Raw genomic sequence first — 18,488 nt, forward strand, 5'->3', positions numbered from 1 at the left:
AGATACTTTGATACATTTGCGACAAAAAAAAGAACCCGATTCAAGGATTCTCTCACTAGCTGGATTTATGACTTTTCTAATAGAGACGCAACTTATTCCTATTGAAAACCTTCCAATGTTGCAAAAGTGTCCTTCAAAAATTGGTAAAACAATTTCTCCGTTGGCATCAGTTCCCTATCAGTTGGAACGATGACCCCTACAGCCCTGGTAACAGACGGTTCCTCCAGCGGCAATTTAACCGTAAAACGCGGCAAGCTATCAATCAAGGAAATCTCAGGTATCAAGGTTATACCCAACCCTGCCCCCACCAGGCCTTTTATAGCATCAGTATCTTTCCCTTCAAATGCCACTTCCGGTTCAAAGCCATGCAGTTTGCAAGCTTTCATAACGAGATCCCTTAAAACATAGCCCTTTGGAGATAGGACGAACGGATTTCCTTTAAGCTCATTCAAGGATAGTGATTCCTTCAAGGCCAAAGGATGACTTTCTGGTAAAAGGGCAACCAAGTTCTCAATAAATAGCGTTTCACCTTTGATTTTCTTTTCATTCGTCGGCAGAGGACCGATCAAGGCCATGTTAATATTACCTTTTATTACCGAATCTATCAGGTATCGATATGAACCTTGTTTCAAAGTGAACTTTGCCAGCGGATAACTTTCCCGGAAGTCGGAAATGACCCTTGGCAATACATAAGAAGCCAAACTGCTGGGAAAGCCAATCCGGATTGTCCCTTTTTCCGGATTCAGGCTTTCAGCCATCTCACGCTTGGCACGATCGATTATATCCAGAGCTTGTTCCATATTCGCTAAAAATGTATGTCCTATAGGCGTCAATCTAATCTTTCGGCCTTCCCGGATAAATAGGGGCACACCTAATTCTTCTTCTAAGTTGTAGATTTGACGACTGACAGCCGACTGGGCAACATGCAAGTTCACTGCTGCTTCCGTCATATGTTCTCGCTTTGCCACTTCAATGAAATATTCGATTTGCCTTAATTCCAATCTAAGCTCCCTCTTCCATATCAAAACAGCATGTTACTTATCTAATATTCAGATTGTTTGTTTTATTTTTAAATTATATCATGAAAGTATCATATAAAGACTGATATCTTATTCAATTGTATTTTAAGACTACATTACCTTAAGGGAGAGAGAACAATGACCACTTCACAAGAAGTCGAGCATGAGGAATTACAAGTTGCCAAAGAGTTCGTAAGTCAAGTATATGCACAGGTAAAGGAGCGTAATCCCCACGAAAGTGAGTTCCATCAAGCCGTAAAGGAGATATTCCTTTCATTGGTCCCCGTTTTTGCAAAACATCCTGAATATATGAAAAGCGGGATATTGGAGAGGTTGGTTGAACCCGAAAGAATGATCACCTTCCGTGTTTCATGGGTTGATGACCTGGGAAATGTTCAAGTCAACCGTGGTTTTCGTGTACAATTCAATAGTGCAATCGGGCCATTCAAAGGCGGTCTTCGATTCCATCCCACTGTCAATTCCAGCATCATTAAGTTTCTTGGTTTCGAGCAAATCTTTAAAAACTCACTTACTGGCCAGCCGATCGGTGGGGGAAAAGGCGGATCGGACTTCGATCCAAAAGGAAAATCGGACGCGGAAATCATGCGTTTTTGCCAAAGTTTCATGGCAGAGCTAGCTCGCTATATCGGCCCTGATACAGATGTACCGGCCGGTGATATCGGAGTCGGTGCAAGGGAGATCGGTTACCTGTTCGGTCAGTATAAAAAGATGCAAGGCAGCTACCATGCCGGTGTTTTAACAGGTAAAGGCATAAGTTACGGCGGAAGCTTGGCCCGTACAGAAGCAACTGGATATGGAACCGTTTACTTTGTCGAAGAAATGCTAAAAGACAAAGGGTTACAATTCCATGGCAGCACTGTCGTCATTTCCGGATCTGGCAATGTATCCATTTATGCCATTGAAAAAGCTACACAGCTTGGCGCAAAAGTTGTTGCATGCAGCGACTCCAATGGCTACATATACGATGAAAATGGCCTGAACCTTGATACAATTCGACGTCTAAAAGAAGTGGAACGAAAACGTTTGAGCGAGTATGTCGATGCGCACCCGGAGGCTATATACCATGAAGGAAGCTATGGCATTTGGTCTGTACCATGTGACATCGCACTGCCTTGTGCCACACAAAATGAAATCGATGAAGAAGCAGCAAAATTACTGGTCAAAAACAATGTGAAGGCAGTCGGTGAGGGTGCTAATATGCCTTCAACCCTCGAGGCCATTGATGTATTCCTTAATAACGGCATCCTTTTTGGACCAGCAAAAGCGGCCAATGCAGGCGGCGTAGCCGTGTCTGCACTTGAAATGGCCCAAAACAGTGCCAGAATGCCTTGGACTTTTGAAGATGTCGATGCCAAGCTGCATGAGATCATGAAAAACATTTATAAAAACAGTGTAGAGGCTGCAGAGGCATATGGTGCGCCTGGCAATTTAGTTGTCGGGGCCAATATTGCCGGATTCCTTAAAGTGGCGGATGCTATGCTGACTCAAGGCATACTCTAGCAATCTGTTGAATTAGGAGGCGGTTCCATCAAGGGCCGCCTTACTTTTGTAAAAGAGCGTTTTCACTTTCTTATACCACTCATTCATATCAATTCAAGCTGAGTATACACAATCAGATAACATCAATTGGATTAAAAACATATCTTTCCTACGAAAAAAAGAGTGCCGGAAAAGTTCCGGCACTCTTTTTGTTGAAAGACAATCATTCTTTTGTGACCAATTTCAATGGAACGGAAATTGTATCATCCACTTTGTCACCTTTTAAGATTTTTTCAGCCGCATTAACCGCTTCTTCACCGATAAGTGCCGGTTGTTGGGCGATTGTGGCTTTTAATTCACCGTTTTCAACTGCTTTCAATGCATCATCATTTCCGTCAAAACCAACCACGATGATGTCTTTTCCTGCTGCCTTGATTGCTTCAATGGCTCCCAGTGCCATTTCATCATTATGGGCGAATACCGCTTGGATGTCTTTATTGCCTTGCAGGATATTTTCCATGACGTTAAGCCCTTTTGTCCGGTCGAATTCCGCCGTTTGGCTTGTCAGCACATCTAACTGCTTGTCCGCAATATTGTGGAAACCTTTCCCGCGTTCACGAGTTGCGGATGCTCCGGATACCCCTTCAAGTTCCACTACTTTCGCTTTTTCGCCAAGCTCTTTAACTAGATATTCTGCAGCCATTTCCCCGCCAGCCACATTGTCGGAAGCGATGAATGTTTCAATGTCACCTTCGTCTGAAGAGCGGTCAATCGTGATAACGGGAATGCCCGCTTCATTTGCTGATTGAACGGCTGAAGATATTGCAGCAGAGTCAGTTGGATTCACAAGAAGGACATCAACCTTTTGAAGGATTAAATCTTCAATTCCGCTAATTTGTTTTGCCGTATCATCTTGGGCGTCAACAACTGTGACTTTCATGCCTTTTTCTTTTGCTTCTTTTTCAATGCCATCTTTTAAGGAAACGAAGAATGGGTTGTTTAAAGTAGAGATGCTGACTCCGACTTTCACGTCTTTCATGGAGTCTTTCTTTTCTTTTTTATCATCATTTAGACCAGAATCCATTGAACAGGCAGCCAAGACCATTAAAGAAAGAACCATGATGATCGATACTATTTTTTTCATTGATTACACCTCTTATTATGATTTTTTACGGTCAAGCAAGACCGCAATTAATATAACTGCACCTTTCACCACTTGCTGGTAGAAAGAGGATACACCAAGTAAATTCATGCCGTTATTCAAGGTACCGATGATCAGGACACCCACCAGCGTGCCGAACAACCGCCCTTTACCGCCTGAAAGGCTCGTTCCGCCTAGCACCACGGCTGCGATGGCATCCATTTCATAGGATTGGCCTGCCGTCGGCTGAGCCGAATTCAGACGGGATGTTAAAATGGCACCAGCGATTGCCGCCATTGTACCGGCGAGACCATATATGGCCACCTTGACCCGGTCGACTTTAATCCCCGAAATACGGGAAGCCCTTTCATTTCCTCCTATGGCATATGTTTTGCGGCCAAAGGATGTTTTATGAAGCAGGAACCATAGGATCAAGAATGCGATGACCATCACCACGGCCGGTACTGGCAGTCCCAGGAAGTAACCTCTCCCAAGCATCTGGAACATTTCAGAATCGCCGATTCCAGTAATCGGCTTTCCATCCGTATACACAAGCGTTAATCCCCGGAAAATCGTCATGGTTGCCAGTGTCACGATGAAAGGGGCCATTTTTCCCTTTGAAACGAGAATCCCATTGATTACACCCATTATTGCACCTAGTAGAATCCCTACTAATATAGCTAAAATCGGATCTAATCCTGAGACCATCATACCAGCCATAAGTGCGCTGGATAGAGCTAAAATGGAACCGACGGACAAGTCGATGCCGCCTGTCAATATGATAAAGGTCATTCCAAATGCAATAAGTGCATTGATGGAGGTTTGACGCAATAAATTCAAAATATTATTCGGTTCCATGAATGATGGATTTAAAACGGTTATTACGATAAATAAAAGTACCAGGGCGAGTAACGGACCAAATTTTTGCCAAATCCCGCTTTTCCCTGTAGCCTCAAGTTTCATCCTAGTTCCCTCCTGTCGCCAATGCCATAATTTTTTCTTGCGTCGCTTCCTGCTTTAACAATTCCCCAGCAATCTCACCTTCATGAACCACAAGGATCCTATCGCTCATTCCAATGATTTCGGGAAGTTCTGACGAAACCATGATGATGGCGATGCCCCGCTCCGTCAATTCATTCATCAATTCGTAAATTTCACGTTTTGCACCTACATCTATGCCCCGGGTCGGTTCATCCATAATTAAAACTTTAGGGGAAGTCCCGATCCACTTGGCTATTACCACCTTCTGTTGATTTCCTCCGGATAGATTGCCGATGACCGTTTCGGCAGAAGATGTCTTCACGTGAAGTCGCTTAATCATCATTTCGGCAAAGTTCATTTCATCTTCCGTTTTTACGATTCCGCTAGGAGCAAAACTCTTGAGATTCGGCAAGCCGATATTTTCCCTTACAGAAAAGTCCAGGATCAATCCCTCTTCTTTACGATTTTCCGTAATGAAAGCCAGGCCGTGCCGAACTGCATCCGTTGGTTTCCGTATGGAAACTTTTTTGCCTTCAATGGTAATTTCACCGCTGTCTATTTGGTCGACACCAAAAAGGGCGCGCATTATTTCTGTTCTGCCTGCTCCCATTAATCCTGCCACACCGACAATCTCACCTTGCCGAACCGAGAAATGGATATCTTCAAAAAGCCCCTTTTTAGTTAGACCTTTTACATCAAGGACTATGTCGCCAGCATTCGCTTCACGATGAGGAAAACGATCCTCCAGCTCCCGCCCGACCATTTTCCGAACGACTTCATCGAAATTTGTATCTGCAATTCTTTTCGTATCGACTGTTTTTCCGTCACGCATTACGGTGATCCTGTCACAAATGGCGAATATTTCTTCCATTCGGTGAGAAATATAAACAAGCGATACTCCCTTTTTGGTAAGTCCCTTCATCACTTCAAAGAGCTTCTCCATTTCTCTATCGGTTAAAGCGGCTGTGGGCTCGTCCATGATGATGACTTCGGCATCCGTCATGAGCGCCTTGGCAATTTCAATCATTTGCTGTTCCCCGACAGAACAAAAACCGGCTTCCTTATCAAAAGGAAGGGAAATATTAAGTGTATTAAAAATCTCGTTTGCACGCGCTTTCATTTGTTTCGTCTTCAGGACACCGAAGGCATTCACCATTTCCCTGCCGATAAATAGATTCTCCAGCACGGTCATTTCTGGCCAGATATTCAATTCCTGACGGATAAACGCCATTCCCGCCTCTTCCGCTTCCTTGGAATCCTTGAATGAGGTTTCTTTACCGTTAATCTCAATCGTTCCTTGATCTTGTTTATGCAGCCCGGTCAAAATGTTCATCAAGGTTGATTTCCCCGCTCCATTTTCCCCCATTAGTGCATGTACTTCCCCAGCCTCCAAAGAAAAATGAACACCTTCCAATACCTTGTTTTGACCAAATGCTTTATAAATATTGTGCATTTCGATTTGCATGCTCATCATCTCATTTCTTTAAAAGAATACTCCAGACTGCAATATGCAATTTGAATATGGCGTCGTCTCCCCGGTCCGGATTATTGCTTTCGCGTTACTTGTCAGCCTTTTAAACTCCTCATGGGAAACATATTCAATCGCTGCTCCGAATTGCTGCTCCATGTATTGATGCTGTTCCGGGTTTTTAACCTTCACTTCTGTGGCAGCGATAACTTTTTCAACAACCATATCTTCGTGAACCGCCCGGACGACATCTTGAAATGATGGTGTTCCAGGCGTCAATGCCAAATCTATCTTGTAAACTCCCGGTGGCACCGGCAGCCCGGCATCACCTACGACAATATAATCGGTATGACCAAGGTCAACCAGGACCTTGGCTATTGAACTATTGATGATTCCTTGACGTTTCATGCTTCAAAGCCCCTCTCGACCTCTGACCTTTGCGGCATGCCGCCTTGAGCGCCTAACTTCGTCACGGAAATGGAAGCTGCCCGGTTGGCGAATGACAAACATTCGTCAAAACTTTTTCCTTCTGCAACAGCCACGGCAAAGGCAGCATTGAATGTATCCCCTGCGCCTGTTGTATCCACCGCTTCGACTTCAAAGCTTGGAACAACCTTTTCTTCATGTCCGTCAAAATAACGGACGCCATTTTTTCCTTCGGTAATGAATAATTTATTTGGATACTCAGTCAAGACTTTCGATCTATCTCTCCCATTGAATAGAATCTCGAATTCATGTTCATTCGGAGTAAGGAATGACGCCTGTTGAATGACAGCCTCGCTTATCTTGCGGGCAGGAGCTGGGTTCAATAGTAATCTCTTTTGAAGCGTGTTGCACATTTCAGCCAGATATTCCACGGTTTCCTCAGGTATTTCCTGCTGAACCATCACGATATCCGATTCCTCTATCACCTTTTTCGCCTTTTGTACATATTCGGGAGTAATGAAATCATTCGCACCTTTAACAACAATAATGCTGTTATCACCTTCCGAAAGGGTAATGTGTGCTGTCCCGGAAGCGGAACCTGTAACCGGTTCCACACACTCCGTATTTACATGATTTTTTTTCAGGTTTTCTAAGATGATCTCTCCATAGACATCATCCCCTACACATCCAACCATTGACACTTCTGCACCAAGACGCGCCGCTGCAACAGCCTGATTGGCTCCCTTTCCTCCAGGAACCGTGATAAATGACTCTCCTAAAACCGTTTCCCCGGCCAGTGGCCGCTTAGCCGATGTCACCACTAAATCCATTGAAGAACTTCCCACTACTGCAATTCTAATCATGTCTTCTCCGCCTTCCTTCTCGTTGTTTGTCTCTCCACAAAAGAAACAGGGAGCTTTTTATGTGTTACTTCCATTTTTTCTTGATTGATCTTTTTAATGAGCATTTCCGCCGCTTGTGCCCCCATCTCATAGGCTGGCTGCCGAATTGTCGATAACGGTGGGTGCAATAACGCTGTGAAGGAGATATCATCATAACCGATCAGTTGTATGTCTTCCGGTATCCGTATTCCCCTTTTTAAAATCTCTTGAAGTGCGGCAGCTGCAACAATATCATTACAAGCAATGATTCCATCCGTCTCCGGATATTGCTCGAACAGCTGCTTCACGCAAGTTTGGCCGCCTTGAAGTGTTAGGGATGAATCCATGACTTGCACGTTCACTTTTGCTTGTTTCAATTCCTCCAGTGATGCCATGTACCGTTCATATACAGGCTTTATTTCGACTGGCCCCCTAATGAGGACGATATTCGTACTGCCTCTATCCAGCAATACGCGTGCTGCCAGCTTACCGCCTGTCTTTTGATCGGAATAAACAGCTGGTAATTTCTCTCCCGTACGGTCGAGAAGGACTACTGGAATATCCAGATTATCGAAATTTTCATTTGCTTCTTCACTAGTGGAAGCAATCATGCCCACTACATTATTTTGCAAAAAAGTGTCAATATATTCTATTTCTTTATCTCTCTTTTCATCACTATTTCCAAAAATTAACCGATATCCAAATTGCTGCAGATAGTCCTCGACACCTCTTGCCATTTCCGGGAAGAAGGGATTCGTAATGTCCGGCAAAATCAAACCAACCAATTTGGATTTACGTTTGTAGAGGGATCTTGCCACTTCATTCGGTTTATAATTTAATTTTTCAACAGCTGCCATGACCGACTTTTTTGTGTCCTCATGTGCATAACCACTGCCATTCATAACCCTGGAAACCGTTGCCACAGAAACCCCAGCTTCCTTTGCCACATCCCGAATAGTTGCCAATATATCACCCTCAATACTTTTGTGTAACCGTTTACACATAGCTTATCACCAATTTAAATGAACGGCAAGCCCTATTCCAAAGATAATTTTTAGGTAATTTGACCCAAAGAGGATAACACATTCCACTTTTCATGTGTATATTTGTTAATAATTATCGGACTCTATCGTCTCTTTGTGTTTCGCATATATAGGTTTTAGGGCTGACCGTCCGCAGAAAGCGAGTGCCTGGAGCGGAAATCAACAGTCTAATTGTAAAAGCCGTACTGTGTGGAAAGAGGGTCGGAACACATATTAACACCTTCAACTCCTTAAATATGGTTTCTATCCAAATTTAATAACAATGTTGATTGGAGTGGAAGGTACGAGACTCCTGCGGGAAAAGCGCGTCTAGGGGAGACACCGCAGGTGCAAGCCGAGGAGGCTCCCTGACCGCCCGCGGAAAGCGAGTGCCTGGAGCGGAAATCAACGATTAATTTGTAAAAGCCATAAAAAACTGTGGAAAGGGATCGGAACACATAATAAAACCTTCGGCTCCTTAAATATGGTTTCTATCCAAATTTAATAACAAGTTGATTGGAGCGGGTGTTCGAGACTCCTGCGGGAAAAGCGCGTCTAGGGGAGACACCGCAGGCGCAAGCCGGGGAGGCTCCCTGACCGCCCGCGGAAAGCGAGTGCCTGAGCGGAAATCAACGATTAATTTGTAAAAAGCCAAAAGAAAACTGGCCCAAAAGTCTGAGCCAGTTTAACTTTATAGCGTTTTTGCAGGTAACTTTATATAAAGGGCATTATTCACATACCCAAACTCAGATGCATGCGGACGATCTTCACCATCGCTATATCCATATTGAAGCATCCGATTTCTATTAAGGCAGAGTTTCGTTAATTTTGGCGCAAAGAAATTGAATGTATCGAAACGATCTTGTAGCATAGGGAATTTTTTCTGATGTGTAAGGATTGCTTGGACGACGCCTTCCCAAAAAACATTCTCATCCAAAAGGGACCTCTTCATCAGAAGTGTTGACAAGTATCGGAAATGACAGATGAATAGTCCCGTGAAAATGAATTGAACCAGCCCCTCGGGTTTCTCGCTTCTTAGTACTTTCCTTAAATCCTCAGGAAGGCTGCTTAATTCAGGAAGCGGCTGATCACTGACGTTCACATCATCTACAAAATCCTTGATGGCCAAACGGTGAGGCTTGTAATCCTTCAAAACTAAAATGGTATTTTGACCATGCGGCGAGAAGACCAGTCCATATTGATAGATAAAATGCAGTAATGGTGATAGGATGACGTCGAATAATTGAGCTGTCCAGGCTTCTGCAGTCAATCCCGATTTTTCAATAAGGCTTTCTACATATGGTTTCCCTTTGCTGTCCACATGTAAAAGGGACGCAAGCGTAATGGGCTTTTCGCCTTCTTCCATATAGCTGTATATGCTTTCTCTCCAAATTCCACCCAGCATCTCTAAATATTGATAGGGCACATTCTCTAGTTTGGAATAATACGGGTGGTCAACATTTAAACTGGCCACTTCACCAGGAAGCACTACTTTGCATTGTTCTTTCAAGAATGAATCATTTTCATAAATGTTCTTTATATACGTTGTGATTTTTGGGGCTATGACCGTGCGTTCAGCTGGTAATCCACGGTAGACCAGCGTATTTAAAATGCTCATTGGCAGCTTGACGTGGTGTTTATCCTTATTCGATACGTTAACGAATGTCCGGATGGATTGTTGCGGCAGATATTTATCAGGACCATTTCCCAAAGCTACGATCAGCCCTTTGGCCAAGTCATCGGTAAAGTTCTGGATGATTACATTCTTCCACTGCCATTCATGGACTGGGAGGTAGTAATAGTTTTCTGCGTTCAGCCCTTTCTCCGTCAATATCTTTGCAAATGAATTTTGGGTTTCCCCATCCAGTTCATTCTCCATCAATTGCTTATAGGATAATGTTTCGACTGAATTGAACTCACCCCTCGTTTTATGGATGGCAATCCAAGATAACTGAACTTCCTTCTGGTTTTCTGGAGCGAACTTCAAATAATCATCATAACCGAAACCGATTCTTCCCTTGTTATAAGCAATCCAAGGGTGACCGCTCATTTCCCCTTCAAGTAATGCATAATCCAGTTCGACTAAATCATCTGCATCTTGTTCAGGTTTGGATAGCAATTGGAGATCCGCAAGCAGCGTATGATGGAATTCTTTGATTAAATGTCCTGTTGTTTCTGCAGTCATTCCAATTAATGGCTGGATGTCTAAAATGAATTGAATGGCGTCATGGGCCTGTGTAAAGCCTTCCTTTTCACATACTTGAATCGACTCTGCCTGTACTTCATAGCTGTCAAAAAGACGGGGCGACGCCAAAAATTGATAGGATTTCCCCTCATTTATCTTTAACTCATATAGGTTTCCCGCTGCCTTTTCGTTCAGAACAGCTGGATGGATCATATCTTCATACATATACTCAGAAATCATCTTGGCCAGCAGGTTTTGGTTTACTAACGACCAATTTTTTTCTGAAACCGCCTGTTCCACTTCACTTATGAACTGCATATAATTCTCCCTTTCCCTTCTCTTAGTAAGCCATGACGGGTGTTTTTACACGGAATGACTGAAATGCACCCTTTGGCTCGGATGGATAAACTTCTTTACCTGCCAATTGATTAATGATAATCGAATTTCGGAATGCTCCCAAGCCTAGATCCGGAGCACCCACACCATGTGTATGTATCTCGCCATTTTGAATGAAAAGGTGATTCGGTGTAGGGATGGCCGTTCCTACCCGATAGTCTTTCGTTATTGCAAGACGCCCTAAATCATCGCGGACTAAATGGTCCTCCATGGTTTCAAGGAATGCCGGAAGGGTTGATTTATAGCCCGTTCCAAAAACGATCGCCTCTGTGTCCACATCAAATTCGCTATCTTCTACCCACTGTCGGCATTTCAATCTCCAGCCATTTTCGGCGGGGGTAACGGACGCAACTTCCGTCATGGCCCGAAGTTCAATGGAAAGTTCGGCATTTCCAATCGATTTTTCATACATTTTGTCAAAAATTGCTGCAATTGTCGTAGCACTGATCCCTTTATACAATAAATCCTGTTTCGGCAGGATTTCATCCTTCTTTTCCTGTGGCAGCCGATAAAAGAAATCAAGGTAATCCGGAGTGAAGTATTCCAACCCGAGTTTTGAATATTCCATAGGGAAGAATCCCTTTGATCTTGTATACCAGTTTAGCTGGTAGCCATTTTCCTCCTGCTCATTAAGCAGATCCAGAAAGACCTCTGCTGCACTCTGTCCAGACCCAACAACCGTTACGGATTTTTTCTTTAAAACATTTTCTTTATTCCGTAAATAATCGGCCGAATGCAGGATGTTCTCTCCCATATATGGATGAAAGGCCGATGGAACGGTCGGGGCGCTGCCAATTCCCATGACTACATGACGGCTATAATAGACTTCGACCTTTTGTGTTTGTGCATCCCTTACACTGATTTGATAGCAGGGTTCACCTTGATCCCCTATATATTCAACCGCCTCCACCGCTTTTCCAAAACGGCAGCTATCAAGTTGATGGGCAGTCCAGCGGCAATAATCGTTATATTCTTTTCGTGGAATCAAGAATTTTTCAAGAAAGTAGAAATGATAAAGCCGATCATGTTGCTGTAAATAATTCAGGTAACTATATGGGCTTGTCACATCTGCCATGCTGACTAGATCGGCAAAGAAAGGTACCTGCAGAGTTGTCCCTTCCAACAGCATCCCTTCATGCCAATTAAATTCCCGCTTTTTCTCAAAAAAGACGGCATTCAGCTCCGGGGTTTTCTCCAAAAGGGCTGCAAGTCCAAGGTTAAAGGGTCCTATCCCTATCCCTACCAGATCATAGATAGATTGTTGCTTCTCCATACTTCCACTTCCTCTCGAAGTTCTCCCGTGTACATGACATAAGTAATGCTGTTTTATCTGGGAGCTCAATTTCTTTAATTGGGGTAAACCCGCACTTTTCAAATAAGTAAATCATCTTTGCATTTCTAATATCCGGTTCAGCCATCACTTTTTTTGTTTTCGCAGAAAGCAGTTGGTATTTCACCATTGCACGTAAAAACGGCAAAGCCAGTCCTTTTCCTAGATAATCCGGATCACCTATGAGTAAATGAATGCCTTGATCTCCCTCTTCGGATTCATAAAAACCTTCGATGATATCGCCTTTTACCCAATACGATTCCCAATAGCTCATGGGAATGGAGTCCAGACAGCCAAAATAGAGTGTTTGGTGTGTATCAGCCAATGCCTTCTTTAAATGAACGGCGAATTTTTCTTTTGTGAAATTCAAATTCCAGTAGGGAATCACATGATCTTCATGCATCCATTTATGCAGTGTATCCAAATCCTTCTCAAATTCGACTTTGACAAATGAAAGCTGTTGATTACGGTCCTTCAGCATTTCTTCATAACTATTTTTCATGGACGGCCATAACCCCCTGCGCGAACGGATTATTAATCGTTGTATAAACGGATTGCGTCTCAAGTGAACCAACAAGCTCATCCATATCATGGAATCGTGTCAGTAAATTAGCCTTACACGATAATTCCCGGGCATGAAGCAACTTTGAAACAACTCGATTCACCCCTTCATCTTCGCTTTCCTTGCTGCATATTTCCAGTTGTTCCTGAACGAGCTGTAACAGTTTGCTCTCTGATACTAATCCTTCCGTACCAAAATTATTGATTAAGCCTAATAAGTGATTAAAAAAGAAATAGTATTGCAGTCTTTCTTCAGCGACTTCATCAGAACAAATCGTGAAGCTTTTTTCACTTAGTTCAGGCAAGATCTTCAGCAGCCTATCCACTTTGGATTCACAATAGTAATACCCTTGATTATCACGATAATAAAAAGTGGCTGGATAACCATCTTGAAGTTGAATGATGGAATTTTGTTGATGGGCTTCCAAAACTATTCCATACTTTTCAAAAAGCCAAAGCATCGGTTTTAATGTCATTGACAGATAGGTTTTGAACCAATCCTTACTTACTTCTTCGGTACTGCGGTTTTCTTCAGCTGATAATTTGCGGATGATCGCTCCAAGCCTTGATGGTGCACCATAGGCATTATCCTGACATAAGCCGGCAATCAGGCTTGCTTGTTTATCGTTTTCATAAAAAGGGTTTTCCCGGATATCGACATCGAATCCCGATTCTTGCTCGGTTGTTTTGATCGTTAGGTAAGCAGGGTCCTTGATGATTCGGAAGGATGGGTGCCGTTCTTTTAGATCGTCGCCCACTTTAGAATCTATTAATTTAGCAATTTCCACACCACGATCTAATTCTTTTTGCAGATTTGCACGTAAGGAATTCGTGATTTTAACCGGAACGGAAAATTTGTACATATATCTTGATGTGGCACTGTATACCGTTCTAAATGAAGAGGTGGCCGTGAATTTTTTCCCAAGCGGTCCAGCATAAACTAGTGACCCTTGCTCGATCAGCCTCTTGACCTCTTCTTTTTCAATGAGCACTTTTGCCTGGAGCGGGTGTGCCGGGATGATGATGAATTTGCTTTCCTTTTGGCAATACGTGCCCCTGAATTCACTGGAAATCTCCAAGTCCCCGGCTAATTCCTGTTTAATGATCTCACTTGCCGAAAGGACTTCACTGGAATCCTGGATGACAATCGAAGGTTCTGCCAGGAAGTAGTGCAGCTGAAACTCACCTTTTAATTCGGGTGAATAGATCCATTCCTCTTTTTCTGAAATGCCCTGCTTGCTTTTCGGTGTCGGGTGGAACAGGTGCCCGAATAAAAGTGACTGCTCTGCTTCGATGTAGGTGAAATCAGGACTTTGAAGTGCATCAATGTCTTCCGTCCTGGCTTCAACATACCGTTGAATATTTTGGCTGCTTAGGATGACCCGCAGCATCAATTCATCTTCACTATCCTTCCGGTCCTGCTCATTCAATAATTCTTTAGAAACGATCGAGACCATTGTCACGTAATCTAATTCATGTACTTGCTTGGATGCCGTTTGATAGTAAATCGGGAAGTTAAAAATATGACGCCCCGTTTCTGACCAATATTTAAGCGGAACAAGCAATGCAATATCTTGGGACATGAGCTTACTGACCACTAATGAATCCGGAATGGCCCCATCCAAATCCGCCCAGTTTTTCGTTTCTTCTAAACTGTAATTTCCGGTTTCCCGGAAATAACAATTCAGAAAGCTTTGCATTGTCGCCCTTTCAGCTATTTGCTTACCATTCATCTTCATTCCTCCATTATCTTGAACATTTCACCTAATACTCGGATTTCGTCTAAAATTCCCTCTATGTGTTCAAGGCTTGTCATTGGATTCAATAGTGTCATTTTTAAATATACCTGTCCGTCAAAACGCGTTTTTGCTAAAAATGCCCGTCCGCTTTTCAGTAATTCTTGCTGAATCTGTTTATTTAATAGATTTACTAACTGATCACTTTCACCCTCGGGATTATAACGGAATACAACCGCATTCAATTCAGGTTCTTTATTTAATACTGTGAATCCTTCCTCCTTATCGATCTTCGCTGCCACTTCACGTGCAAGATGGCAAGTATAGTCGATCATTTCGGCAAAGGTATCCAGTCCAACAACCTTCAATGACATCCAGAGTTTCAATGCGTCGAACCTTCTCGTCGTTTGAACCGATTTATTGACTAAGTGAACCATGCCCTCGGCTTCATCTTCCTGAGGATTCAAGTAATCGGCGTGATGCTGGATATATTGAAATGAGTTGCTGTCAGAGACAAGAAAAGCACCACAACTGATCGGTTGATAGAATAATTTGTGAAAATCAACTGTAATCGAGTCGGCCCGTTCAATTCCGCTGATTAACTCTTTGTAATCCTTACTTAAAATCATCGCCCCTCCATATGCGGCGTCCACATGCAGCCATATCCCATTCTTCCTTGCAGCTTCGGACAATTCGTGTAATGGATCGATTGAACCGAAATCCGTTGTTCCACAAGTTGCAACGATGGCAAATGGCAGTAAACCTTGTTCCTCTAAAATCGACATTTGAAGATTTAATTCATCCATGGACAGACGGTGATTTGAATCCGTTTTAATCGTGACTACAGCCTGCTCACCAAGACCCAGCTGTGCCGCTGATTTACGGACCGTAAAGTGGGCAGCCTCGGAGCATAAGATCCGCAATTTTTTCGCCTCGACTGGCAAACCTTGCTGCTGAACATCCACACCCCAGAAACGCTTACAATAAGCGTCCCTCGCCAATAGCAGTCCCATATAATTAGATTGGGTTCCACCGCTAGTGAAAATCCCATCCGCTTGTTCAGGTAACCCCACCTGGCTGCACAGCCAATCTATTAAACGCTCTTCAACGAAGGTGGCCGCCGAGCTTTGGTCCCATGAATCCATGGATTGATTCAACGTACCTATAATCATTTCGGCAGCCACGGCAGGTATTAATGTCGGGCAATGCAAATGTCCGATACAAGTGGGGCTGTGTACATTGATGCTGTCGTTAATAACAAACTCTGCCAGCTCATCCGCTACCGCTTCCATTGTCTTCCCTTTTAGAGAAGCAAGGGACAGCTCGTTTAATCTTGCTTCGATTTCATACGGTTTTTTCCCAGAGTATGGTGAATCGTTCCCTTTTAAAAAGTCCGTCAGCTTTTTTTCAATGATTTTTAATGACTGGCTGTAGTTATTGAAACCTTCTTCGTTATTCAAGAACAATCGAGAATAAGCAAAATCCGTTCTATTTATCATTTCGATCATTGTTCATTCACCCTCTTGCAACAGCTGCTCGAACAGCTTGTTCAAAAATTGCAGTGGCCTCGTGAAGCTGGGATTCCGTTACGATCAATGGAGGCAAGAACCTCACTACACTTCCATGTCTGCCGCCAACTTCCAGTATCAATCCTCTTTGAAAACATTCCTGTTGAATGGCACTGGCAAGTTGCGAATCAGCAGGATGGCTTCCATTCGCATTTTGCGGTTCTTCAGGATTGATCATTTCCACACCGACCATTAATCCCCGGCCCCTGACATCACCGATCTGCTTAATATCTTTTTGCAAATCTTTAAGAATATCCTTTAAGATTTCTCCCATTTTAGCGGCATGCTCCACAAGATTCGTCTCTTTCATGTATTTTAAAGTAGCTGTTCCTGCTGCCATTGCCATTTGGTTTCCGCGGAACGTACCGATATGTGCACCTGGTGACCATAGGTCAAGCTCTTTGTTATAAATCACCACCGATAATGGAAGACTTCCGCCTATTGCTTTGGATAGTACAAGAACATCCGGAATGATTCCTGCATGTTCAAAGGCAAACATTTTCCCTGTACGGCCGATACCTGATTGAACTTCGTCGATAATTAGCGGAATGCCCTTCTCTTTTGTTATTCTCCTGATTTCCTTAAGCCATGGAATTGGAGCTGGAATGGAGCCTCCCTCGCCTTGTACTGCTTCTAAAATCATTCCTGCAGGCGGCAATAATCCTGATTCGGGATCGTTCAATAGATTTTCGATATACTGGCTGCTGATTTTATGGCTTTCTTCCCCGCCTATTCCAAAGGGACAGCGATACTGATAAGGATACGGCAGGAATTGTACATCTGGGATTAACCCTTGTATTTTTTCCTTTGGCTTTGTATTGCCGCTGATTGACATGGTTGCATGCGTTGCCCCGTGGTAAGCACCTTGGAAGGATAAAATACTTCTATTGCCTGTCGCTGTTTTTACTAGTTTAAGTGCTGCCTCAATGGCGTCTCCGCCAGTAGGACCACAGAATTGAATTTTTGCATTTTTCCTGAATTCTTCAGGCAGGCATTCAAAAATTTCATCGACGAACTGCTCTTTGATCGGCGTCGTAAAGTCCAATGTATGCAAAGGACGCTTGTCCTTAAGAATTTTTTCCATTGCCTCGAGCACTGCCGCATGATTGTGTCCAAGCGCTAATGTTCCAGCCCCCGCGAGAAAATCAATATAACGTTTTCCATCCATGTCTGTTAAGTAAATTCCCTCCGCTTGATCGATCGCCATGGGTAATCTTCTAGGATATGACCGGGCATTTGATTCCCTTGTATTTTGTTGTTCCAGTAGTTGATCATTTTTCGTAAGCATGTTAGTTACCATAGTGAACCTCCATATATTAAATTAATTGAGAATAATTATCATTATCATGGAACTAATTTTACTGATAATGATAATTATTCTCAATGAGTAAATTCACTCATTTTTCTGCTATTAATTTCCAATAAAATTAAGAAAAGGTTAAAACTGGGGCCTATTCTCCACTTAACTATTGAATATAAAAAATGTTGTTAAGGTTTTATTAAGATTCTGTTTATAAGCTGAACGCAGTCAAAAATCATGGAAAAGGAGGAACGGCAATGAACGGTTTAAAGGGAAGGCGGGAACTTAAACATGCAATCACCAAAGCGGATTGTCATTTATTAAGAAAAAATCTGCAAAACTTCATGAGACTTGATCCCCATGGGTGTGATGGGAAATATTTAATTCGAAGTGTTTATTTCGATAACTTTGAGAATAAAATCCTGCGGCAAAAAACAGAGGGGTTCTATCACAGGGATAAGTTCAGGGCTAGACTTTATGATCATAATGCCAATTTCATCAATCTAGAAAAAAAGAGTAAGCGGAATAACCTTACCTATAAACAGAAGTGCAGGCTTTCTGCCGAGGAATACGAACGGATTCGTTCAGGGGATATAGATTGGATGTCCCAGGATTCAAGGGATATCCTCAGGGACTTATACATTCAAATGACCCTTTTCCAAATCAAGCCGACAACCGTCGTAGACTATGAAAGGGAGGTATTCATCTATGAGTATGGAAATGTTCGGGTCACCTTTGACAGTAATGTGAAAACGAGCTATCGGGATACGGACTTCCTGAATCCCGAATTGATCGTGGTCGATGCTTTAGACCCAGATTGTGTCATCCTGGAAATAAAGTTTGACGAATTTCTTCCGGATATCATCAAACAATTGTTATCCATCATCGATACAAGAAAAACAGCTTTTTCAAAATACCAACTAAGCAGAAGATACGGCTGATTGCAACAAACATATAAATTTTGGAGGAATAGA

At 43.0% G+C, this 18,488-nt stretch carries 15 protein-coding genes; 2 read left to right on the forward strand and 13 right to left on the reverse strand.

All coding sequences use genetic code 11. The annotated features are described in order from the left end of the window. Positions 1-98: 98 nt before the first annotated feature. Entirely contained in the window at positions 99-1,001 is a 903-nt protein-coding gene (locus BW986_RS13970; protein WP_076368468.1) for a glutamate biosynthesis transcriptional regulator GltC, read from the reverse strand. Positions 1,002-1,157: 156 nt separating this feature from the next. On the opposite strand from BW986_RS13970, the gene gdhA reads away from it, so the two are divergent. Next, a complete protein-coding gene (gdhA, locus tag BW986_RS13975; RefSeq protein ID WP_076368469.1) occupies positions 1,158-2,540 on the forward strand; it encodes an NADP-specific glutamate dehydrogenase in 1,383 nt (460 codons plus the stop codon). 202 nt (positions 2,541-2,742) lie between these two features. Here the strand turns inward: gdhA and rbsB are convergent, their stop codons facing one another. The 12 genes from rbsB to BW986_RS14035 all read right to left on the reverse strand — a co-directional run bounded on the left by rbsB (position 2,743) and on the right by BW986_RS14035 (position 17,514). Next, positions 2,743-3,663, reverse strand: coding sequence for a ribose ABC transporter substrate-binding protein RbsB (gene rbsB / locus BW986_RS13980; RefSeq protein ID WP_076368470.1), 921 nt, complete (start codon positions 3,661-3,663; stop codon positions 2,743-2,745). A gap of 15 nt (positions 3,664-3,678) precedes the next feature. After that, complete coding sequence (locus BW986_RS13985; RefSeq protein ID WP_076368471.1) at positions 3,679-4,623, reverse strand: ABC transporter permease; 945 nt, start codon at positions 4,621-4,623, stop codon at positions 3,679-3,681. Position 4,624: 1 nt separating this feature from the next. After that, entirely contained in the window at positions 4,625-6,106 is a 1,482-nt protein-coding gene (locus BW986_RS13990) for a sugar ABC transporter ATP-binding protein (protein ID WP_076368472.1), read from the reverse strand. Positions 6,107-6,124: 18 nt separating this feature from the next. Then, positions 6,125-6,517 (reverse strand): D-ribose pyranase, encoded by a 393-nt coding sequence (gene rbsD / locus BW986_RS13995; protein ID WP_076368473.1) that lies wholly within the window; start codon positions 6,515-6,517, stop codon positions 6,125-6,127. After that, the gene (rbsK, locus tag BW986_RS14000) at positions 6,514-7,398 is read right to left on the reverse strand and encodes a ribokinase (protein WP_076368474.1); all 885 of its coding nucleotides are present in this window, start codon (positions 7,396-7,398) and stop codon (positions 6,514-6,516) included. Before rbsK ends, rbsD begins: the two co-directional genes overlap by 4 nt. Then, on the reverse strand, positions 7,395-8,381 hold the full coding sequence (locus BW986_RS14005; RefSeq protein ID WP_076368553.1) for a LacI family DNA-binding transcriptional regulator: 987 nt from the start codon (positions 8,379-8,381) through the stop codon (positions 7,395-7,397). The genes rbsK and BW986_RS14005 overlap by 4 nt, the downstream gene beginning before the upstream one ends. A gap of 748 nt (positions 8,382-9,129) precedes the next feature. Continuing rightward, positions 9,130-10,941 carry an IucA/IucC family protein gene (locus tag BW986_RS14010; RefSeq protein WP_076368475.1) on the reverse strand — a complete coding sequence of 604 codons (1,812 nt, stop codon included), beginning with the start codon at positions 10,939-10,941 and terminating at the stop codon, positions 9,130-9,132. A gap of 22 nt (positions 10,942-10,963) precedes the next feature. Continuing rightward, positions 10,964-12,292, reverse strand: a complete 1,329-nt coding sequence (locus BW986_RS14015; RefSeq protein ID WP_076368476.1) for a lysine N(6)-hydroxylase/L-ornithine N(5)-oxygenase family protein — start codon at positions 12,290-12,292, stop codon at positions 10,964-10,966. Then, on the reverse strand, positions 12,267-12,851 hold the full coding sequence (locus BW986_RS14020; protein ID WP_081395615.1) for a GNAT family N-acetyltransferase: 585 nt from the start codon (positions 12,849-12,851) through the stop codon (positions 12,267-12,269). The genes BW986_RS14015 and BW986_RS14020 overlap by 26 nt, the downstream gene beginning before the upstream one ends. Beyond that, positions 12,841-14,643, reverse strand: coding sequence for an IucA/IucC family protein (locus BW986_RS14025; protein ID WP_076368477.1), 1,803 nt, complete (start codon positions 14,641-14,643; stop codon positions 12,841-12,843). Before BW986_RS14025 ends, BW986_RS14020 begins: the two co-directional genes overlap by 11 nt. Positions 14,644-14,645: 2 nt before the next feature. Beyond that, a complete protein-coding gene (locus BW986_RS14030) occupies positions 14,646-16,154 on the reverse strand; it encodes a pyridoxal phosphate-dependent decarboxylase family protein (protein WP_076368478.1) in 1,509 nt (502 codons plus the stop codon). A 7-nt stretch (positions 16,155-16,161) separates the two neighbouring features. Continuing rightward, complete coding sequence (locus tag BW986_RS14035; protein WP_076368479.1) at positions 16,162-17,514, reverse strand: aspartate aminotransferase family protein; 1,353 nt, start codon at positions 17,512-17,514, stop codon at positions 16,162-16,164. A gap of 257 nt (positions 17,515-17,771) precedes the next feature. Here BW986_RS14035 and BW986_RS14040 point away from each other — a divergent pair, with 257 nt between their 5' ends. Then, positions 17,772-18,455: a polyphosphate polymerase domain-containing protein gene (locus BW986_RS14040; protein WP_076368480.1), complete on the forward strand. Its 684-nt coding sequence runs from the start codon at positions 17,772-17,774 to the stop codon at positions 18,453-18,455. Positions 18,456-18,488 lie beyond the last annotated feature (33 nt).

The organism is Peribacillus simplex, from assembly GCF_900156045.1.
Taxonomy (GTDB): domain Bacteria; phylum Bacillota; class Bacilli; order Bacillales; family DSM-1321; genus Peribacillus; species Peribacillus simplex_D.